Origin of the sequence: Cytobacillus sp. FSL R5-0569 (assembly GCF_038007265.1) — a bacterium.
Classification (GTDB): Bacteria; Bacillota; Bacilli; order Bacillales; family Cytobacillaceae; genus Cytobacillus; species Cytobacillus kochii.
On the sequence record NZ_JBBOWW010000001.1, the window covers coordinates 2,912,804 to 2,934,435 of the forward strand.

At 36.2% G+C, this 21,632-nt stretch carries 24 protein-coding genes; 4 read left to right on the plus strand and 20 right to left on the minus strand.

Features of this window, described 5'->3' with window-relative positions; genetic code table 11:
• Positions 1-181 precede the first annotated feature (181 nt).
• A complete protein-coding gene (metA, locus tag MKX78_RS14750) occupies positions 182-1,090 on the plus strand; it encodes a homoserine O-acetyltransferase MetA (RefSeq protein WP_307313168.1) in 909 nt (302 codons plus the stop codon).
• A 397-nt stretch (positions 1,091-1,487) separates the two neighbouring features.
• Here metA and MKX78_RS14755 read toward each other — a convergent pair whose 3' ends face one another.
• The 9 genes from MKX78_RS14755 to MKX78_RS14795 form a co-directional block, all read right to left on the minus strand.
• Positions 1,488-2,180 (minus strand): AIM24 family protein, encoded by a 693-nt coding sequence (locus tag MKX78_RS14755; RefSeq protein WP_095372842.1) that lies wholly within the window; start codon positions 2,178-2,180, stop codon positions 1,488-1,490.
• A gap of 4 nt (positions 2,181-2,184) precedes the next feature.
• Positions 2,185-2,865, minus strand: coding sequence for a class I SAM-dependent methyltransferase (locus MKX78_RS14760; protein ID WP_307313165.1), 681 nt, complete (start codon positions 2,863-2,865; stop codon positions 2,185-2,187).
• Positions 2,866-2,983: 118 nt separating this feature from the next.
• On the minus strand, positions 2,984-3,406 hold the full coding sequence (gene mntR, locus MKX78_RS14765) for a transcriptional regulator MntR (RefSeq protein WP_095372840.1): 423 nt from the start codon (positions 3,404-3,406) through the stop codon (positions 2,984-2,986).
• A gap of 196 nt (positions 3,407-3,602) precedes the next feature.
• Complete coding sequence (locus MKX78_RS14770; protein ID WP_307313162.1) at positions 3,603-5,753, minus strand: DNA topoisomerase III; 2,151 nt, start codon at positions 5,751-5,753, stop codon at positions 3,603-3,605.
• 198 nt (positions 5,754-5,951) lie between these two features.
• On the minus strand, positions 5,952-6,842 hold the full coding sequence (locus MKX78_RS14775) for a metal ABC transporter permease (protein WP_095372838.1): 891 nt from the start codon (positions 6,840-6,842) through the stop codon (positions 5,952-5,954).
• Positions 6,843-7,754 carry a metal ABC transporter permease gene (locus MKX78_RS14780; RefSeq protein WP_307313741.1) on the minus strand — a complete coding sequence of 304 codons (912 nt, stop codon included), beginning with the start codon at positions 7,752-7,754 and terminating at the stop codon, positions 6,843-6,845.
• An 8-nt stretch (positions 7,755-7,762) separates the two neighbouring features.
• On the minus strand, positions 7,763-8,518 hold the full coding sequence (locus MKX78_RS14785) for a metal ABC transporter ATP-binding protein (protein ID WP_370873260.1): 756 nt from the start codon (positions 8,516-8,518) through the stop codon (positions 7,763-7,765).
• A gap of 38 nt (positions 8,519-8,556) precedes the next feature.
• Positions 8,557-9,474, minus strand: coding sequence for a metal ABC transporter solute-binding protein, Zn/Mn family (locus MKX78_RS14790; RefSeq protein ID WP_307313159.1), 918 nt, complete (start codon positions 9,472-9,474; stop codon positions 8,557-8,559).
• Positions 9,475-9,738: 264 nt separating this feature from the next.
• On the minus strand, positions 9,739-10,032 hold the full coding sequence (locus tag MKX78_RS14795; RefSeq protein WP_341051502.1) for a hypothetical protein: 294 nt from the start codon (positions 10,030-10,032) through the stop codon (positions 9,739-9,741).
• Between the two features lie 421 nt (positions 10,033-10,453).
• Between MKX78_RS14795 and cspD the strand changes: the two genes are divergently transcribed.
• Positions 10,454-10,654, plus strand: coding sequence for a cold-shock protein CspD (gene cspD / locus MKX78_RS14800; RefSeq protein WP_053476725.1), 201 nt, complete (start codon positions 10,454-10,456; stop codon positions 10,652-10,654).
• Between the two features lie 40 nt (positions 10,655-10,694).
• On the opposite strand, the gene MKX78_RS14805 is transcribed toward cspD, so the two are convergent.
• Positions 10,695-10,874: a zinc-finger domain-containing protein gene (locus MKX78_RS14805; RefSeq protein WP_095372834.1), complete on the minus strand. Its 180-nt coding sequence runs from the start codon at positions 10,872-10,874 to the stop codon at positions 10,695-10,697.
• 15 nt (positions 10,875-10,889) lie between these two features.
• Positions 10,890-11,546, minus strand: coding sequence for a reverse transcriptase-like protein (locus MKX78_RS14810; RefSeq protein ID WP_095372833.1), 657 nt, complete (start codon positions 11,544-11,546; stop codon positions 10,890-10,892).
• 200 nt (positions 11,547-11,746) lie between these two features.
• On the opposite strand from MKX78_RS14810, the gene MKX78_RS14815 reads away from it, so the two are divergent.
• Both MKX78_RS14815 and MKX78_RS14820 read left to right on the plus strand, forming a co-directional pair.
• Complete coding sequence (locus tag MKX78_RS14815; protein ID WP_095372832.1) at positions 11,747-12,139, plus strand: reverse transcriptase-like protein; 393 nt, start codon at positions 11,747-11,749, stop codon at positions 12,137-12,139.
• Positions 12,139-13,029: a DMT family transporter gene (locus MKX78_RS14820; protein ID WP_095372831.1), complete on the plus strand. Its 891-nt coding sequence runs from the start codon at positions 12,139-12,141 to the stop codon at positions 13,027-13,029. Before MKX78_RS14815 ends, MKX78_RS14820 begins: the two co-directional genes overlap by 1 nt.
• A 106-nt stretch (positions 13,030-13,135) precedes the next feature.
• Here MKX78_RS14820 and MKX78_RS14825 read toward each other — a convergent pair whose 3' ends face one another.
• The 9 genes from MKX78_RS14825 to MKX78_RS14865 all read right to left on the minus strand — a co-directional run bounded on the left by MKX78_RS14825 (position 13,136) and on the right by MKX78_RS14865 (position 21,630).
• Positions 13,136-13,405, minus strand: a complete 270-nt coding sequence (locus MKX78_RS14825) for a DUF6123 family protein (RefSeq protein WP_191811007.1) — start codon at positions 13,403-13,405, stop codon at positions 13,136-13,138.
• 76 nt (positions 13,406-13,481) lie between these two features.
• On the minus strand, positions 13,482-14,507 hold the full coding sequence (gene splB / locus MKX78_RS14830) for a spore photoproduct lyase (protein WP_095372829.1): 1,026 nt from the start codon (positions 14,505-14,507) through the stop codon (positions 13,482-13,484).
• Positions 14,504-14,752 (minus strand): transcriptional regulator SplA domain-containing protein, encoded by a 249-nt coding sequence (locus MKX78_RS14835; RefSeq protein WP_095372828.1) that lies wholly within the window; start codon positions 14,750-14,752, stop codon positions 14,504-14,506. Before MKX78_RS14835 ends, splB begins: the two co-directional genes overlap by 4 nt.
• A 191-nt stretch (positions 14,753-14,943) precedes the next feature.
• Entirely contained in the window at positions 14,944-15,843 is a 900-nt protein-coding gene (locus MKX78_RS14840) for a 5'-3' exonuclease (RefSeq protein ID WP_307313135.1), read from the minus strand.
• Between the two features lie 158 nt (positions 15,844-16,001).
• Positions 16,002-16,835 carry a sulfurtransferase gene (locus tag MKX78_RS14845; RefSeq protein ID WP_307313133.1) on the minus strand — a complete coding sequence of 278 codons (834 nt, stop codon included), beginning with the start codon at positions 16,833-16,835 and terminating at the stop codon, positions 16,002-16,004.
• Positions 16,819-17,022, minus strand: a complete 204-nt coding sequence (locus tag MKX78_RS14850) for a hypothetical protein (RefSeq protein WP_095372826.1) — start codon at positions 17,020-17,022, stop codon at positions 16,819-16,821. The genes MKX78_RS14845 and MKX78_RS14850 overlap by 17 nt, the downstream gene beginning before the upstream one ends.
• 19 nt (positions 17,023-17,041) lie before the next feature.
• Positions 17,042-20,692, minus strand: coding sequence for a dynamin family protein (locus MKX78_RS14855; protein WP_307313129.1), 3,651 nt, complete (start codon positions 20,690-20,692; stop codon positions 17,042-17,044).
• Positions 20,693-20,886: 194 nt separating this feature from the next.
• Positions 20,887-21,060, minus strand: coding sequence for a hypothetical protein (locus tag MKX78_RS14860; protein ID WP_157733949.1), 174 nt, complete (start codon positions 21,058-21,060; stop codon positions 20,887-20,889).
• Between the two features lie 18 nt (positions 21,061-21,078).
• Entirely contained in the window at positions 21,079-21,630 is a 552-nt protein-coding gene (locus MKX78_RS14865) for an isoprenylcysteine carboxyl methyltransferase family protein (RefSeq protein ID WP_307313127.1), read from the minus strand.
• Positions 21,631-21,632 lie beyond the last annotated feature (2 nt).

Genomic DNA, 21,632 nt, shown 5'->3' on the forward strand with positions numbered 1-21,632 from the left:
CCTCTCCTCTATACCAGTTGTCATTGCAAGCGTTACTATTGTATCACTTCCTAAATCTAAATAATGATATGTGACGAGAAATTTTCAAATTAATGATAATTTTAAGGTTTTCAGGTTGCTCAATAAGTTAAACGTCTTTATAATAAGTTTATTGAAATTTCACACAGTAGGGGATGATCACTTGCCAATCACCATTCCACAAGGACTTCCAGCACGGGAAATTCTCGAGGAAGAGCAAATATTCATTATGGATGAAGGTCGCGCTAAGGGGCAAGATATTCGCCCATTAAACATACTTATACTTAACCTCATGCCGCAAAAAGAAAAAACAGAAACACATTTATTAAGGTTATTAGGTAATACACCGCTTCAAGTCAATATTACCTTGTTGAAAACCGTTACACATCAATCAAAAAATACAAGCCACATCCATCTTGAGCAGTTTTATTCAACATTTTCTGAAATCAAACAAAAAAAGTTTGATGGCATGATTATTACGGGTGCTCCGATTGAATTACTCTCCTTTGAAGAAGTCGATTATTGGGAAGAGTTAAAAGAAATAATGGACTGGACAAAAACCAATGTCACGAGTACACTCCATATTTGTTGGGGAGCACAAGCAGCACTTTACCATCATTTCAATATTGATAAGTTTGAGCTACCGGAAAAATGTTTCGGCGTGTTTGACCATGATGTAGAAAATTGGTCAGAAAACTTATTACGCGGTTTTGATGACTCTTTTGTCGCACCCCATTCAAGGCATACGGATATATCATTAGAAGAGTTAAAGAATCATAGTAAGGTCAAGGTTCTTGCTGCATCACCTCAAGCGGGTGCTTTTATTATGAGCGCCAATGAAGGTAAACAAATTATGATTACCGGTCACCTTGAATATGAAGCAACGACTCTTGCTGAAGAATATGAGCGAGATCGGGCAAAAGGATTGCCCATAGCCATTCCGAATCACTATTATCCCAATGATGACCCAACCAAGACACCCAAAAACAAATGGCGTTCGCACGCCCATCTTTTATTCTCCAACTGGTTAAATTACTATGTTTATCAACAAACACCCTATGAATGGGATTAAAAATAGCCGATCCGTAGAATATACGGATCGGCTATTTTTTTATTTTGCATACATTGTGAATAAGAATTGATTTTGAAGAACTAGACAGTTGACAATTAAGAGGATTCTACTCGGACAACAATGGTCACAATAGCAATCTCGGCAATAATTTTGATTACTCCGTTTCGAGCAATAGTAGAACTATTATTGAGAGATTCCTTAATTCCTCTCCTTGGGAAACAGTATTTTAAAAACTGAGTTTCATTATTGCATTATGATCAGGTCAGTTTCCATAATCAAAAGCGGTGTTTTCCCCCTTTTTGCACTACTCCCTATAGTCACTTTCATCGCCCATGAGCAGCGTCTCTCTTTCGAGGCCCTTTTAAATTCTGCTATACAAACAACCAATACATGTACACTAATTCTGCTGCACATAGCCACCTTCTTCATACGGTTGGACAACGACAAAACCTTCGCCTGAAAATTTCATTTGCACTGAGTCACCGCTACCACGGCCTACAAATGTTTTGAATGAGACATCCGCAACGAATTCCGGTTGCAAATGGCCAGACCAAGCGACCGTTGCATGCGGATCTGTTAATACCGGTTTATCAGGAGTTACCTTTAGTGTTAATGGTTCATAATGAGTCGTTATTGCCGCCATTCCCTCTCCTTCTAAGCGAATATTGAATAGTCCACCTGAAACGATGCCAGCTACTTTTCTCATAAGCTTGACGTCCCACTTCAAACTTGGTTCAAACGCTAATAAATCATTGGCACTCACGCATAATGTATCATTATGAAAGCGGATGATGGAAATCTTCTTTCCTTGATCCGCTAAATAGAGTTTCCCCCTACCTGTTGCCTTCATAAGAGCTGTGCTCTCCCCAGAGAAAGCACGTTTGAACATTTTCCCAATTCCATGTTCTAAAATCCCTTCACGAACAAATTTGATTTGACCTTCATACGCAATCATGGAACCAGCTTTTGCCCAAATCTGCTGTTGTAAGTTCACTTCTAATAACCGATCCGTTTCTAACTCAAATAGGCCCTGACCCCTATCTTCTTGCTCTGTTTTCTCTACAAACTCTGATAATGAGTACCTACTCATAAGCTCACTCCTTTTGAAAAATAAAAATCCACATAAAAGATAGTGCTTGTTGCAATGGAAGAGGTAATCCTCCTTTAGGTAACGACTCTGCAGCCTTTTTATAAACACCTTGCTCTGCCACTTTTTTCATTGGGAGCCCTTGCATTAGCTGTTCAAACTCCCATGGCATCATCGTGTTGCAAATGACCTTTTCTCCTAGTAATCTAGGAAAACTATTGTTTCTAGGTCCGGCAGTTGGTCCCAGTATCCCAAAACACCCATAACCACCCGGCTTCAATATTCTCACAGCCTCTTTCATTGCATTATACGGATTTTCTGTCCATTCCATAGAATTTATTGCCAACAGCCCGTCAAAATGATGCTCAGCAAATGGAAGTTCTGATAAATCCCCTTTGATAAATTGGTTATCATTCGTTTGGTTCACCCGGTTTGCTTTTATAAGCATTTCATCAGATACGTCGACCCCAACTACATTGATGGCATGTGTTGAAAGCTTATAAGCTCCCATTCCATCACCACAACCAAGGTCACATACCTGATTATTCGCCTTTAGGTACTGAAGGAAGAAAGGGATAATTTCCTTGCGGCTCCCTTCATTCCACATACTTTCTGATCTTTCATGCCAACTATCCGACCGCTTATCCCATTCTGTAGCAGATGCCTTTTTCCAATCAAATTCAGCCATCAAATATTCACCTAACCCTCTTTATACCTATTTTTACATTATGTGATATAAAATATTTAATTTTCTGTCTATATTAATGTAAAAAAAGCAGAGTTATCCACCCTCCATAACTCTGCTTTTATTCTTCTTCATTTTTTCGTTGTACCACTCTTAATGACTCTACTCTATCTTTATTCTCTTCGAAAAACTGTACTAAATCACCAATGCGGTCAATAGCATCCCAACTTAAATGATGTTCAATTCCTTCAACATCTTCATATATATGTTCTTCTTTCACACCAATAATTCGAAGCATTTGCTCTAATAACTCATGGCGGTAAACGAGGCGTTTGCCTATTTTCTTTCCTTTTGTCGTTAATACTAAACCACGGTATTTTTCATATACGAGATATTCATCTTTATCTAATTTCTGCACCATTTTAGTGACTGAAGAAGGGTGGACAGATAGTGCTTCTGCGATATCAGAAACGCGTGCATAGCCTTTTTCTTCAATTAATAAATAGATTTGTTCTATATAATCTTCCATACTAGGTGTTGGCATGTGGATCCTCCCAAAAAAGGCTAACATCTATGATAAACGATATTTGTTACATACAGTATAGCCGCTTACTTGATCAAAAAATGCATAATGATAGTGGTTTCATAAGCTGTTATAACGCAAATGAAAAACCACTACTTAAAATATTACTATAAGAATCCTCATGAAACAAGGAAGATATGGGAATAGACGGAAAGACTTAGGTTGGAAACTTAAATTTAATTTTATTTTCCTTTTTATCCCACACCAATGCTGCTGCAAACAATTTGTCTTTCCCTTGGAAACCCTCCAGCACATCAGTCTCACCACTTTTCAATAGTTGTTTCACTATTTTTTGTGTCATTGACTTACCGAGAATTTTCTTAGATAAGGTAAATGTACAATTCTTTTTCTGATAGTTGCTGCAACCAAAAAATTTACCCTTGTCTACCACTTGACCATCACATAATTGACAATTACCTAATGGGGATTGTCGCTTTTTCTTAAATGTTTTTGGGATAAATTGTTGTTTATCTTCTTCAGAGAATATCCATTCATTCGTTACTTCCTTCGTAGCGGCAATTAAATGATGGACCATTTGACTTGTTTGATCCATAAATTGTTTAGGCGATGCCTCTCCTTTAGAGATTTGCTTTAAGCGTTGCTCCCATTTCGCAGTCATTTCAGGAGATGCTAATATCTCTTTACCAACCGCGATAATGAGAACCTTAGCTTTTGAAGTAGCATAGACTATATTCTTTTTCACATCAATATAACCACGATCTTTTAGCATCGTAATAATGCCCGCTCTTGTTGCTTCAGTTCCAAGTCCTTCTGTCTGTGTTAATACTTGTTCAAGTTCTTTATCATCGATATGTTTTCCTGCTGTTTTCATCAACGTTATTAATTGACCTTCAGTGTATCTTTTAGGAGGCTGTGTTTTACTCTCCTTTACTTCTGTTTTTTCTGTTATTCCTTTATCTCCTTTATCTAATAAGGGGAGATTCACATCTTTATCTTTCTCAACTGGAGAAATCACTTGGCGATAGCCTTGATCAACAATTACTTTCCCTTTAGAAATGAACATCGCTCGCTCATCAACCAGAGTTCTAATTGTTGAGTACTCGATTATTGCTTTCTTATGGTGGGCAGCGATGACACTTTTCGCAATTAGGTCATAAAGTTTTTTCTCCTCAGAAGCAAGTTTGGAGAAGTCTGGAATTTGCTCAGTCGGAATAATGGCATAATGGTCAGTCACTTTCTTTTCATCCACATAGCGCTTATTCTGAATGATGGAGGAAAACGGTAAAGGAAAGAAATCCTCATAATCCTTTATATTTTCATAACGAGCCAAAATTTGTGGCAATGTGTTGGCCTCCTCCGTGGTAATATGCCTTGAATCGGAACGAGGATAAGAAACCCACCCTTTTTGGTATAACTTTTGAACAATATCAAGTGTTTTCTTAGGTGAGAATTTATAACGCCGATTTGCTTCTGCTTGAAGTGCTGACAAATTATACAATTGAGGCGGTAGGAATTCTTTCTTTTCCTTTTTTATATCTGCTATTGTTGCTTCCTTCCCTTGGCAAAACAAAGCAATTTTCTCAGCTAATGCGCTGTCCATAATACGACTATTACCCTTATCTTCCCATTTCCCCTTATATTTTTTCCCGGTGATCTTGAAGGTTGCTTCTACTTCCCAAAAAGGTTCAGAAACAAAAGATTCAATTTCAAGCTCCTTTTTTACAATCAATGCTAATGTAGGTGTTTGTACTCTACCAACCGAGAATACATCTGAGAATCCTTTTTGTTGTAATAATAACGTATATAGTCTAGAAGCATTCATTCCGACAATCCAATCGGCACATGACCTTGTATAAGCTTCGAAAAAAAGGTTTCTCGTATCTTCTTCATCTAATAGCTGTTGAAACCCTTTTTTAATGGCATTCGGCGTTAATGAAGAAATCCATAATCTCTTCATTGGCAAATTTGATTTTGCTTGACGCAATATATTTCTTATTATCAGTTCCCCTTCTCTCCCTGCATCTCCCGCATGAATAACTTCATTCACCTCTGGATGTGATAAGAGCTTTTTAATGACCTGGAATTGCTTTATTTTATCTTTGGAGACTTCGTGCTGAAACTGGTTAGGTAGAAGAGGGAGTGTATCTAATGTCCATTTTTTCCAAGTTGTATTATACACTTCAGGAGGAGAGAGTTGACATAAATGCCCGATAGCCCATGTGATAAAGCCACCATCTGTCAAAATAGGATTAGGAAGAATTTCGATATAGCCTTGGTGTTTCTTTTTGGGGAAAACAGAAGCGAGTGTAGCTCCTTGATCTGGTTTTTCTGCAATAATTAGTTTCATTCTTACTCTCTTTTCTATCAAAATATTATGTTTCTATCTTACTAAAAAATGTGAAGAAAGCAAGAAGTAAGAGGTCGATATCTTAAGATGGATTACTATAAATGATTTACTACATTCCCATTCGTAAACTTTTATTTAACAAAAGTAGAATAAAGGCTGCTATTTTAAATAACAGCCTTTATTACATATGAACACGATTTAAGGAGCAGTAGTTCCTGATCGAAAACGTTTATGATTCAGCTTTTTACCTAACAGTCCTTTTGTTGGTGAAAAGATAAACACGAGCGCGAATAGAACCCCACTCATCATCGCCATTGAACCAGAGATTGAACTGTCAATCCAGGTAGCTACATAATAACCACTAATCGCTGCTATTACTCCGAAGAATGCACTTAAACACAGCATATGACTTAGTTTATTGGTTAATAAATAAGCAGAAGCACCTGGTGCTATTAACATCGCTACGACAAGTATGGCACCGACACTATCAAATGAAGCGACAGTTGATACTGAAACCATGCCCATCAATAAGTAATGAATAAACATAACTGGAATACCGATAGAAGCAGCAAGTGCAGGGTCAAAAGATGTAATTTTTAGTTCTTTATAAAATAACATCATCAAAATAATATTTAATATCAGTATACTCATTAACATGATGAATGCTTTTGGAAGCGGTGGTAAAAAACCGATTTCCACCATATCGAATGGAACAAAGGCAATTTCACCCATTAAAGCATGGTCGACATCTAAATGAACACTATCAGCAAACACTGTGATAAGTATCACGCCAATAGCAAAAAAGAAGGTAAACACGACGCCAATTGATGCGTCTTCCTGAATGCCCTTATGATTAAGAAATTGGATAAGCATAGCCGTAAATAAACCAACTATTGCAGCACCGATGAGCATATAAATTCCATTCATTGATTGACTGATTAGAAAAGCAAGCACAATCCCCAACAAGACTGTATGACTAATTGCATCAGCAAGCATCGCCAACTTCCGTAAAATGAGGAAACAGCCGATTACACCACAAGTAATGCCCACTAATGATGCGACAATAATAATCCAAATTTCATAACTCATCTACTTCACCTGCCCTTGTTCACGAAGAAGCTTTTGATTGGTCATTCTCCGTTTGATTTTAAGTGTGATGATACCACGGGCAGGTGCAAATAGAATGGATATAAAAAAGATAATCGTAGCAGTTACTACGATAAAGGGGCCAGTTGGAATCCCTCTATCTAGTGAACTAATCAAAGTACCAATCACACCTGATATCGCTCCGAATATGCCAGAAATCATGACCATTTTACTAAGTGAATTCGTCCAATAACGGGCAGATATCGCAGGTGTAATAAGTAATGCCGCCATCAGAATGACACCGACTGCCTGAATACCGATTACAACAACAGCTACTAAAAGGGTCATAAACAAAAAGTTTAACGCGCTAACCGGTAAACCTAAGCCTTTAGCGAATTCCACATCAAAAGTAATTAGTTTAAATTCTTTAAAGAAAATAATGGTCACCATAAGTAATAATGCCGCTGCCCCTGCCATTAATTTCACATCACTACTAACCATTCCTGCTGCCTGACCAAAGATAAAAGAATCTAGACCGCTCTTATTGCCAGAAGGCATTTGCTGTACTTTCGTTAATAAGACAATACCTACGCCGAAAAACGTGGATAGAATTAAACAAATGGCCGTATCTTCTTTTAAAATAGACGCGGAGGCAATGTATTGAATACAATAAGCAGCTAGTAAACCTGTAAGGGTCGCTCCTATTAAAAGGATGATGAGCGACCGCTCTCCTGTTAACATAAACCCTATACATATTCCTGGTAATGCAGCATGTGCAACAGCATCTCCGATTAAGCTTTGTTTTCTTAGTAAGGCAAAACTCCCTAAAATACCGCTAGCTAACCCTAGAAGAAGCGTACCAATTAACACCCACTGCGTATTTGCTGCTAGTAGCATTTGCCCTATTTGTTCCATCACTCATGTCACCTCTTTTGTTCCACCATTACTTTTCCTTTATCTAAAAAAGCTAGCTTGCCCCCGTATGTTTGGTGTAATTGTTCTACTGTAAAAACCTCTTCAGTGACACCAGATGCAATGACTTCTTTATTTAATAAAATACAATGGTCAAAGTATTCTTCAACTGTTTGTAGGTCGTGATGAACAACAATGACTGTTTTCCCTTGATCTTTAAGGTCTGTTAATAATTGTATAATCGCTTTCTCTGTTGCTGCATCCACACCGACAAAGGGTTCATCCATAAAGTAAACTTGTGCATCTTGAACGAGCGCTCTTGCTAAGAATACCCTTTGCTGTTGCCCCCCGGATAATTGACTTATTTGCCTATTGGCGTAGGAATCCATTCCCACTTTCTTCAAACTTTCTTTTGCGAGTGCCGTATCCTCTTTACCTGGTCGTTTAAACCAACCGATATGGCCATACCTTCCCATTAAGACAACATCTAATGCACTTGTTGGAAAATCCCAATCCACTGACCCTCGTTGGGGCACATAACCCACCAGACGATCTTTTGCTTTGTAAGGTTTTCCGTATATTTTAATCTCACCTGACACTTTAGGAATTAGGCCCAATATCGCTTTAATCAAAGTAGATTTTCCGGCACCATTTGGTCCAACAATTCCGGTTAAACTGCCTTTTGGTATTGAGAATTGAATATCCTTTAGTACTGCCGTTTTATCATAGGCTACAGTTAAATTTTTTATTTCTATTGGATTTGTCACTATAATCACTCCTATATACACTTACATAAAAACAATCTTTATTTTAATGATTGAACAATCGTATCTACATTATGTTTATACATACCAACATAAGTGCCTAGTTCAGTGCCCTCTTCTCCCATAGCATCAGAGTATAATTCTCCACCTATACTTACCGTATGGCCCTTTTCCTTCGCTCCTTCAATCACTGCATTAATTGATCGTTCGGATATACTTGACTCTACAAAAACGGCATTGATTTCTCTATCAGCAATTGTATTCACTAAATGTTGCACATCACCTAAACCATATTCAGCGTCTGTACTTAACCCTTGTAAACCCATAACTTCCATATCATAAGCATTACCAAAGTAATTAAACGCGTCATGAGCAGTGACTAGAACACGTTTCTCTTCAGGAATTGAATGAATTTGTTCTGTGGCATATGCTTTTAATTCTCTCAGCTCTGTAAAATAGGCTTCTGCATTCGCTTCATAATCATCTTTATTTTCAGGATCAACTTCAATCAATGCATCCTTTGCTGTAGTCAATGCCTCTATCCACAAATCAATATCGAACCAAATATGTGGGTCTACCGCATTTTGATTATCTTTATCAGCTAGTAAGTTGGATTCTTCTAATGAATCGCCTACTGCCACAACAGTAGTTTTCTCGCTCATTTTCTCTAACACTTCAAGCATCTTGCCTTCTAAGTGCAAGCCATTATACATAATTAAATCCGCATCTTGAAGCAGACTAATGTCACTTTGCGTAGCTTTATATAGATGTGGATCTGTGCCTGGTCCCATCAGACTATTTACTTCCACATGTTCACCACCGATATGCTCAATAACATCAGCTATTTGAGCAATAGTCGTTGTTACTTTCAATTGATCATTTTCGGTATTTCCTGCTTCATTACTTGAACAAGCGGCAAGCACCATTAAACTAAACATAGTAACTAATATTCTTTTCATCTCTACCCTTCTCTCCCTTTATATTCCTTATTTGATTATATGCATACTTTTTTAATCGATACACTTTTTTTAACTAAATCTATAAAAGTTTCCTATGTGCAACATTTTAACTCATGGTGAAAAAACCGTCAATAAGTAAACATGACAAAACAGAAAAAACCCGCAAACAGCGGGTTTCTCAATTTCTATTATAAACTGCATCAAACTAAGGTTCGTTTATCAACTTCAGGAACCATTTTTTTCTCATAAGAGACTAAAGAATCACTAATGCTGATCTTTTTTCCTCGAAACGATGCTATTTTTTATTTGGAACCAATCGACTTCATTTATAATGTTAGCAACGGTGAGGATATATGATGGGATCGTCTCAATTGAAAAAATGATCGCACCGATATCTTTGTCAAATAAAATAAAGGAATCCCCATGATTATAGTGTAAAATCTCATGTCCCATTTTAACAATCGATTGAAAAATAATATTCTTTTCTATATCATCAGCATCCACATTAATAGCAAAACGCAAAATCCACTCCCTCTCATTGATGCGAAAACGATACATATGGCCACCTTCTTTGATTGATTTACCTATCATATGAATGCCGCGATTAATTATGACACTTTCTTCCTAATAACCATAATAGAAAAACATGTATCTAAGCTTGTCATTCTTACTTTGAACCAATCATTTAGGATGGTTATATTCTTCTAAATAAAGCTACTTCTATCACCAAAATATCCATTTGATAACCCAACTTAGTAGCGCCACTCCACACCCTGGAGAAAAAACTGAAATTTTTACAATATTTTAAAGAAAAAACTTTCAGATTTCTTGACGGAATTCGATTAGTATTGTATATTTAATACATCATTTAACAGAATATATTTCCTATATTCCATGATAATATTGCAGTATGTTTATGTTGGATGAAAATTTTTTCTGAAGGCTTGGAGCCTTCAAAGTTTTAGGAGGAAAAGTTCACATGCAAAACGGTAAAGTAAAATGGTTTAACAATGAAAAAGGTTTCGGTTTCATCGAAGTTGAAGGTGGAGACGATGTATTCGTACATTTCACAGCTATCACTGGCGAAGGCTTCAAATCTTTAGAAGAAGGTCAAGAAGTTTCTTTCGAAATCGTTGAAGGTAACCGCGGACCTCAAGCTGCTAACGTTGTAAAACTTTAATCTGTATATAATCAAGGCTGGCAAAATTGCCAGCCTTTTATTATGTAAAATTTTTGCCAATACTTTGGATTTTTTCTCCCACAGTACATTTGGTTATACAAAATCGGTGAGCAAAGTTTCGTCCATATTCTTTACGATGATATTTGTATAAGAAACAATCCTCACAATAAAAATCAATGACTTGATCAACCTCTTTTACTAATTTCTTTTTCTCATCCACAATAAACCTTCCTTCCTATAACAACTGCATTTTACTATAGATTCTTTTCCCGTTTAAACTTTGTGTCGCTAACTTATGTGCTTCCTGATTATCTTTTCTTACAATAGGAGTGTACGTTACATTTAATGATAATAGGCTCAGCTTTTCCTCAATCCGATCTAACCAATCATTTAATACTTTCTCATAACAAGGCCATTCGCCAGCTAATTGCATTAATAGTCCTTTTGCATCTCCTCTTATTTCACAACTCTGCCGACTGACATTTAATTCTTCTAATTGTGAAAGAGCAAAGAAAAGGGCAGCATATTCCGCTTCATTATTTGATTCTAACTCGTGAAAACATTCATTGGCTCTTATACGATACTTTTTCTTTCCTTGTCGATAGTAGATAACAGCACCTAAGCCTGAGGTCTTCGTTTCGTCATGAAAGCCACCATCAAAATAAATCACTAAATCATGCGGTTCTTCCTCTACTTCTTCTAATAGCTTATTTAATTCTTTTATGGTCCAAGATGTACCGTTTTCATCCAAACACTTTATTTCTGTCCATTTAGGATGATGAGAAAACTCTTCTCCCATATCAAGAGCAGACTCACCATCTAACCATTCGGAAGAAAATAAATAGCTTTCGTTATTTTTTAGTTTATAAGCTGCAATCAATTGATATTTCATTTATTTTAACACGCCTTTTAATAAAATGATGATTCAAAAATAAGGTGCTTGTATGCTACACTTACTTGTAGTTTGTATTTTTCATCATATGTCTTTCTGTAGCAAAATATCTCTTTAATGTTATACGATTATTATGAACATTTCTCCTTCATCGCATTACAAAGAACTCCCACTATTTTATCACAAAAGGAGGAATTGCATTGATTGAAGTATATATAGACGGTGCAAGTGCTGGTAATCCTGGTCCGAGTGGTGCAGGAATATTTATAAAAGCGAACGGAATTGTAGAGAGGCATAGTATTCCACTTGGAAATATGGAGAACCATGAAGCGGAGTTTCAAGCATTGATTTTAGCATTAAGAATTTGCATAGAAAATAATTATCGAACCGTTTCCTTTCGCACGGATTCACAAGTGGTAAATGCGAGTATTGAAAAGGAATTTGCCCGTAATAAAAAGTTTGCTCCACTTCTTGATGAAGCACTTGAATTAAGTAAGCAGTTCGACCTTTTCTTTATGAAGTGGATACCAAGTATACAAAATAAACCTGCGGACGAATTGGCAAGAGCGGCTATTCGAAGAAATAAAAAATAATGTGGCAGTCAACTAAAACGGCAGACTTCTCTCTTCTACTTGTCGCGTTCATTTGGGGAACTACTTTTGTTCTTGTACAAAATGCTCTCCAATCTCTTAGCGCCTTTTCATTTAATGGTATCCGCTTTCTTATTGCTGCATTTTTCTTAACAATAATGGCGATTATTTTTTATAGGAAGCAGTGGGAAAGACTAACTAAACGTACACTAATGGCAGGTATCTTGTTAGGTTTATGTCTCTTTATCGCCTATACATTTCAGACAATTGGGCTTCATTATACTTCTTCAAGTAAAGCAGGTTTTATTACTGGTTTGAGTGTGATTCTTGTGCCTATATTATCAATTTTTATATTAAACATAAAGATTACTCGTAATGCTTTTATTGGCGTATTTGTCGCTACCTTAGGACTTTACTTACTAACAGCACAAGATATCTCTGCATTTAATAAAGGTGATGGTTTTGTATTCATTTGTGCATTAGGCTTTGCTTTCCATATTATATTAACAAATTTATTTGCACAGGCTCATTCAGCTATTATTTTAACTATTATACAAGTAACAACTGTGGGTTTACTCTCTATTTTATCAGGTTTTGTCTATGAGGGATGGTCTTACGATAGTGAATTATTATTCAGGCAAGAGGTTATATTCGCCTTACTCATTACAAGTATTTTTGCTACAGGGCTGGCCTTTTTAGCACAAACACACTTCCAGCAATTCACCTCTCCAACAAGAGTCGCTGTTATATTTGCAATGGAGCCTGTTTTCGCTGCACTGACAGGCTATATCTTTGCTGGAGACCGTTTATCGATCATCGCCATGTTTGGTTGCCTATTCATTCTACTTGGTATGATATTAGCTGAGTGGCCGCAAAAAAAATCGTTTTACTGAGAATTCAATCGAAAAAAAATGAACTGTACCTCCAATTGTTAGCTCATATGTCTAAAATTTGGGGCGCAGTTCAGCCTCTACATCATGCTTGTTCATTTTTTATTTTTTAAATAGATATATGCAAACTCGTTTTCATATAGTTAATTGCTTCCTTGCGGTTCGGTATATTATTTCCCATAAAACGCTCTAACAGTGATAAATAAAAACTGCCATCAAATGATTTTTGCGCCTTTAATGTCATCTCTATTGCTGTATTAACTAATTCATCTGGTGCATTTGTGTAATGTTTACCGAAGTATATAAAGCCTATACTATCTTCTTCAAGCTGAAATCCTTTACCTTCCAAATGGCATAAATATTCTTCTAACGATTTCAATGGTCGCGCCAGTCCCCTCTTTTTCTCCTACTCAATACCTATATTTTAGCTTATTTTCCGACAAGTTTCTACAATATTAAGTGAAGTATTCTAACTTTGCTTCAGGAAAGAATTTTACCATATATTGATAGAGCGTCTCCTTTATATCTTCCTCTTCTTCTTTTTTATAAACATATTTTCCAATTCCATACTTTCCCCATTTATATCGTCTTTTTTCCTCATCTAGTTCAAGTTTTGTCATTGGATAGTTTTTTTCAATTACTCGTTTCGCCGGCTTAGTAAAACGATGTTGAATAAATTCAAAAGTTAAATCTTTTTTTGCTTCAATTGGCAACTCGGCTTCTAACCGTTCAAACATTTCATAATATCCTTGTTGCCAACCGTCATGTAAATAAATAGGTGCCACAATAAACCCGAGTGGATAACCAGCTCTCGCCACTTTGCCAGCAGCTGCTATACGATCTTTCAATCTTGATGTTCCAGGTTCAAAAAACTTAATTACATAATCAGCATTCACACTAAAGCGAAAACGTGTTTTACCATTATGGTTCGCATCTAATAAATGATCGACATGATGAAACTTTGTCACAAACCGCAATTTACCATATTCTGATTGCCCAAAATGTTCAATCGCTCTTTTTAATGTGTGAGTAATATGGTCAATGCCAACAATATCAGATGTACAAGATGCTTCAAATCTTGTTATTTCTGGTGCTCTTTCCGCCATATATTCATCAGCAGCAGTTAGAATCTCGTCTACATTTACATATGTGCGAATATAAGGTTTACTTCCCATTGTTGTTTGTAGATAACAATAATGGCAATGTCCCATACATCCAGTCGCGAATGGAATCGCATATTCTGCTGAGGGCTTTGATGTATCAAACTTTAACGTTTTCCTTATACCGACAACTAACGTAGATTTAGCAACACGATATTTTTGAAAATCATTGTCCCCTGGTAAATTTCTGACTTGATTATGGGATGTTGTATATCTAATTTCTACATCAGTATTTTCAAACCGCTTCTTTAATTGTTGGCCAAGTGGATAATCCAGCGCGTTCGGTTCAAAATAAACAAGTTTTGGCTCGAATGGCTTCAATCGTCTATCCCTCCTTGAAGGGTATCATCAAAATAGTTTCCATATGTTTCATATGCTTCTGCTTCATTTGAGAAAACAGCCACTTCCTCTGTTAATGGATAATAATTTTCATATAAAAACAATGCTAACTCACCTGGTCGCTCTGGGTTATTGACGACAGCAGCAGCCTGAATATTAGCTACATCTTGTGTATGCGGATTACGATAAAATACATAAACAATATCTCCAGCATTATAATTCATCATAACGTCTCCTTTTAATGAATGATCTATCATACATTTTGTGTTAGTTCCCTAAATACTTGCTATAATAATTTTGGTAAATTTATTGAGAGGAAGTGCAATATACGATGAACTGGAAGGTGTAGTTGGGGAAAACGTAATTTAGTATAACAAAAAAAAGCCATCAGGAATGACCATTCCCAATGACTTAAACGTTATATCACTGCAGGATGACGCAGTAATTTAGCAATACCTCTTAGTTCAATTTCTTCTAGCTTCTGATTAACTTTATTTACGTTATATTTCCATTCAGCTTCTACTAAAGTACATTCAACAGGAACATCACATTTAATTTCTGCTAATTGTCTGCTTAAATGTAGCATGTCCAAATCTTGCTCGATTTTAGTTTTTTGCCCTTTTGTTAGTGCTTCAATGTTCTCTAATACGCCTTCTATGTGCTCGTATGTTTGTAAGAGTTTTAGTGCAGTCTTCTCACCAATCCCCTTTACCCCAGGATAATTATCGCTTGGGTCACCCATAAATGCTTTTAAATCGATTAACTGCCTTGGTTGTATCCCTTTCTCTTCATAAAAGCTATCTGGTGTGTGGACTTCATAATTACCCATCCCCTTTTTCAAAAGGGCAACCGATACATTCTTATCTAATACCTGTAAAATATCACGATCCCCTGTAAGAATCACAACCTCTGCTTCTTCTTTTAAAACCTGTGAAAGCGTGCCGATACAATCATCTGCTTCATAACCTGTAACACCGATATTTGGAATATCAAAGCTCGCTACCATATCTTTCGCCAGCTCAAATTGTGGGACCAATTCAATCGGTGCTTCCGGTCGATTTGATTTATACCCGTTATACATATCTGTTCTGAATGTTTTACTGCCCATATCCCAACAAACGGCAACATGGCTAGGGTTAAAATGGTTCACACCCATTAAGAAATGCTTCATAAATCCATATATGCCATTCGTTGGCGTTCCTTTAGAGTTATACATAAATTGACCAGTTACAGCTGTTGCAAAATAAGCTCGAAATAATAAAGCCATCCCATCTACAAGAAGGAATCGCGGGTTTTGTAGTTGTTGATTTTCGTTCAAAGTTGTTCCTCCTCCATCTAAAGTATCATTATTATAACATAGATATAAAAAATGTATGGTTTTCGCTCTGTAACTGATTTATTGCTGCAAAAAAAAGAGGAAAATCCGTTGTCATCGCAACCAGTTAAGGTGACAAAGAGTTCGGTTTTCCTATAAAATTATTTCTCTTTCGTTGCAACCGAATGCTCCTCATAAGAAATCCAGTCACTAAAGCTACCAGGATAGAGCTTTACATTTTTGTAACCTGCTTCTTTTAATGCTAAATAATTGGGGGAGGCCGTAATCCCTGAACCACAATAAACTATAATATGCTTGTCTTTCTCAATTTCTGAAAACCGTTGCTTTTGCTCATCAATTGATTTAAACTTGCCTTCACTTAGAGTGTCCATCCAAACTTTATTCATTGCTCCAGGTATATGACCTGCTTTCTTATCAATCGGTTCAATCAAACCGAGATATCTCTTTTCTTCTCTTGAATCAATTAACACCACTTCATTATTCGGATGCTCAATTGCTTCTTTTACTTGTTTGTAATCGGCAACCATGTCCGTTTGAATGGTTGCTGTGAATTCACCGCGTCCAAATGACTGAACCTTGCTTTCAGTAGGATGACCTGAAGCTAGCCATTCTTTAAAGCCGCCATCTAAAATATATACTTTCTCATGACCAAAATAGTGAAACACCCACCAACAACGAGCAGCAAATGACCCTTTCCCGTTGTCATAAACGACAATTTTTGTATCATTCGTTAAACCGACCGCTTCTGCCTTTTCGACAAATTGCTCTGTTAAAGGCAGTGGATGTCTACCCCCATGCTTTTCTACTTTTGATGATAGATCTTGTTCTAGGTGAAAATAAACAGCGCCGGGAATATGACCGGTGCGATACTGCTCAAATCCTTCTTCAGGATTAGCGAGGTTAAATCTACAATCAATTACTCTCACATCATTTAGATGTTGGAAGAGCCATTCTACGTTAACTAAGCTGTTCATCCCCGTCACCCTTTCTTTTTTCAATGAGTCTTTTCACATGATCCTTAGGCTCCCAGCAATTAAACTTGTAATTAGGCTTCGTTTCATAACCTAAACGTTCACAAAAATATCTCATTCCATTTTCATTTTTAACGGCTAAGAAGTTTATACAAGTTGCACATACATGAAAGGTATTTACATCTTTCAAGCATGTCACCTCCAATGCCTTAATAGGCCCTCAGACGTTCTTCTGTTGCAACTAACTGTTCAATTGGGAAGTCTTGAGATAATGTTGCTAACAACCCTTTATAATACTCTTCTGATTCAGCAATTAAATCAGACAGTAGTTGTTGATAAACGGCTGAAAGTTTCTCATCATAATAATCTTTGAGTTGTTTAGATGATTCTTGTAAATATACATCTGTTGGTTCTTGCAAGCTTTCCTCAAGACTTTCTGCTAGTAATTTTCTTTCATTCTTCTCAAAGAAGTTCTTAGGGTTTTTAAAATAACTCATTGCTTTTTTAAATGTAGTGCGATCCACGTTACTGAAAGCAGACTCAAAATTCACCCCTTCAAAAGAAGGATTTTCTGGACGACTAAAGGTTACATCGCGATTCAATTGGTTTACTTGGTTACTTCGTTTCTCGTATGTTTGTTGTAATAACTTTCCTATAAATACTTCTAGACGAATGGTCGTCGCTCGCAATTCTTGGGCAAAGTCAAAACCGAAACTTTGTAAAAAGTCCTCTAAAGCTACTTGGAGCGCTTTTTTCATATCACGGCCATCCTCTTTTAATTGTCCTGGATTAAAAGATTCTTTTAAGAAATCATTAAATCGTAAGAAAACTCTTTGTTTGATATAAAACACTAGTTCGTCCGCTTCTTGATTTAATGCTTGAGTTAATAAATCAAGATCATCTTTAGCAATCTTCTCTTTAATAATCGCTAGTTCATTCGTTAGAAGTTCTCTTTTTGCTAACTTTGCTTCTTTACTTTCTTTAGAAGATTCAATAAATGTACGCAATTGGTTCATTACTCGATTCCACTCAAGTTCAGCAGCAGATAATGAAAGTGACATCAAATCGTGATTAATGAAACGATAGAAACTTTCTTCAAAATCCTTCATTCCAGAAGAATGTTCTTCACTTGATTGTTTTTCGAATAATGCCTGTAAACTCGATAACCCATGTAAGGTTGGTCTTCTAATGCCGTATTGAATGAGCTGATCATGAACATATTGCAAGACATCGTTTTTCTCTTCTTCATCACTTGCAAGGTCAATAGCGTTGACAACAAAGAACATTTTATCAAGTTCAAACGCATCTTTAACCCGGCCCAACTGTATAAGGAACTCACGATCGGCTTTGGAGAAAGCATGATTATAGTACGTCACGAAAAGAATGGCATCTGAGTTTTTAATATAGTCAAAAGCTACTCCTGTATGACGTGCGTTAATGGAATCCGCACCTGGAGTATCAACGAGTGTAATGCCTCTGTCAGTCAATTCACATTGATAAAATACTTCAATCATCTCAACAAAACATGATTTTTCTTCTTTAGCAACATAATCTGCTAGTTCTGTGAGGTCTGTAATCACTTCTTTACCAAGCTTTTCTTGAAAATTATTATACCCTTTGGCAAAGGCCGCAAGAAAGGCAAAGTGCGTTTTTTCATGCGCATCAAAATCATGATGCTCTTTTAAAATCACATCTATCTTCCCTATAGCTTCAGTAAATGATTGTGCTTGTTGATTAAAGACTTGTAGCGAACGATTAATATCTGCAAACATGACTTTTTCACTTTTTACAAATACCTTAACGGTACCATGAGGGTACTCTGCAGTAACAGGCATAATTTTATTAATGGCAGCAGTTGTTGGATTTGGCGATACCGGCAAGATTTTTTCACCAATTAATGCGTTGGCAAACGAAGATTTTCCAGCACTAAAGGCACCAAACAAAGCAACAGTGAAACTGCGTGATTGTAGTCGGTCAGCTTTCTCTAATAGCTCTGCTGATATTTTGTGGAAACCTGGGATATCTCGTAACTCTTTTGCGGTATGCTCGAGCTTACTAATTAGAGCCTCGATATCAGCTTCATGATTATTTTCTTGGTTCATTTCTTTTTCAACAATTGAATGAGTACTCACTACTTGTTTAGTATCAACAAACTCTTCTTCACCTTCACGAATAATTTGGACATCTTCATCCTTTGGTCTCATTAACTCTTGGACGGAAGCTGAAACTTTTTTATGGTCTAGCTCTCCTGCCAATAGTTTCTTAATTTCTGCTTTTTGCTCTGATTGTTTTGCTTTAATTTCCTTTAATATACTAAGTGCCTCACCGAAACGAGCATAAGCATCCCATTCATCTTTCATTGCGAGAATTTTTTCATTAGCTAACTCTTCTAACTCTTTCAAATACAACTCTTTCCAGTTGATTATTTGTTTCTTCGTTTCTTTTTTTACAGCATCAGACACATCCCGTGTATATTGCAAAACATAATCACCTGAGAGCCTTGCCCCTTCTTTAATAGCTGTCTTTAACAGGCTTTCTGGTATATTGATATTAATGTTTTGAGCTTGTGACTGTAACTCATTATGATGTATGTGATCATCTTTTAATTTTTTTAAGAATAACTCTTTCACATGCCATTCAATTTGCGATTGGACTTTTTCCTTTAAATCGTTATATAAAAGACTTAGCCTTGTACTTCGTTCTTGTTCAGTTTTAGCCTTCGCAAATAATAGGCCCACTTTAAAGCCAGGTTGCATTGATTCTAAATAATTCTCAGCTAATTCTCTCGTTTGAAACGGCATTAAATAAGCATTATTTAAGATATCTTCCATATCATGATTCAAATCAATTTCTGCCTGATATTTTTTTTGCTGCAATGCTTGTTTATGTGACTGTAATTGTTCAATCTTTTCAAATACGAGCGCTCGTTCATCTTCAGGCAGAGCTGCTAAAATTTCCTCATTAGCTGCTATGTCATGAGCGTCTTTTTCTTCTAAGAAGATAAAATGTTCTTCAGTTAATTTCTGTAATGAGTGAAGAACAGATTGTGGTAAGAGCCTATCTTTTTGGCCAATTTGTTCGTAGATGAACTTCTGAAGAGAAGAAAAATCATTATGTGGTAACTCTGGTTTCTTCAACGATGTATAGAAGATTCTTTCAGGTTGAACGCCCCACGAGGCGAAAGAATCCTTTACACTTTCAGTAAAATGTTGAAAACTTAATTCTTCTTCTCGATGCTTATCTATTTGATTGATAATTAAGTATACTTGTTTACCCGCTGCAGTTAAGTCTTTAGTGAATAAGAAGTTGAGTTCTGATTGCACATGATTATAATCCATCACATAAAAGACCATATCAGCTAAATGTAGAGCCGACTCAGTAGCAATTCTATGCGCATCATCTGTTGAATCAATTCCTGGTGTATCCATAATAACCGTATCTTTTGGCAAATTTGTTTCCGAATGGCTAATTTCTACAGTATGAATGAGGTCTCCATCTTTACTATATTTTTTAATTTTTTCATAATCATAAGGTGCAGGATAGAGCTTTGGCATCCCTTCCTTAAGATACACCTTGGCATAATCCTCTCCAGATTTCACTTTAACTAAATTCGCACTTGTTGGGATAGGGCTGGATGGCAGTAAGTTTTCTCCCACAATTTTATTGATCATGCTCGATTTACCCGCAGAGAAATGTCCACAAAATGCAATCGCGTATTGTGAATCTCGTAATTTATAGACGAGGTCTCTTGCTCGTGAAGCAGAAACATTATCTCCATTTTGTTCAAAAAACAATGATAATGCTGCTATTCTTTCAATTAATTCATTTTGACTAAGTTGTTTACCCACTGTTTGAACCATAATTAATCCCCTTGTCACATCAATTTACTACTATTATAATTGCGCAAGCTTTTTTCCTATATAGGTATTAATATATTATAAATATGGGGTAAAGTGAACCTTTCGTTATGAAAATTGGTATTTTCACCAAAAAAAAGAAGAAGCCTCACTCACTAAGGCTTCTTCCTATATGTAATAAAGGGGTAAACGCTAATTTAAGATTTTGCTTCTGACTTTGTAACACCATTCAACACATATTTCATTACTGCACCATAAACAGCGATAGTGCCAACCACAAAAAGAGCTGTCAAATGTATCACGCCTTTCATTAATTGAGAATAAGTATCATCTTCAATTAATAATTTATCATAATCGAGAATGATTTTCAATACTAAAATAAACCTTTTTCAATTTTTTCCTATTTCTTCATCTCTCTTCATAGGAAACGCTTCTTCATATTTCGTTAATGCTTTTAATGCTTCTTCCTCAACTGGAATACGAATGGCTAAAATAAAGAAATTTAACAGAGTGAAAACAAGGGCAGTATAGTAAGCTTGAAACAATAGAGGCATAATAAGAAACTCCATTGCAACGACTGTATAGTTTGGGTGCTTTAGCCAACGGTATGGTCCTTTAGTTACCACTTTTGCTTTGGGTAAAACAATAATCTTTGTATTCCAGAACCTCCCTAAGGAAGATAACGCCCATATTCTTATCACTTGTGTGAGTATAAATAACGGCAGTAAATAATACCAATAAGGAGATAATCCTTTACCGAACACAATTACCTCAACTGTTAAAACAATAAAAAACAAACTATGTACCATAACGATTAGTGGATAATGACTTTGACCAAATTCAATGCCACCTCTTTTTTTCATCCAATCCTCATTGAATCTTGCGACGATTAACTCGATACACCGTTGAGAAATAACAAATAGAAGAAAATAAAAAAACATTT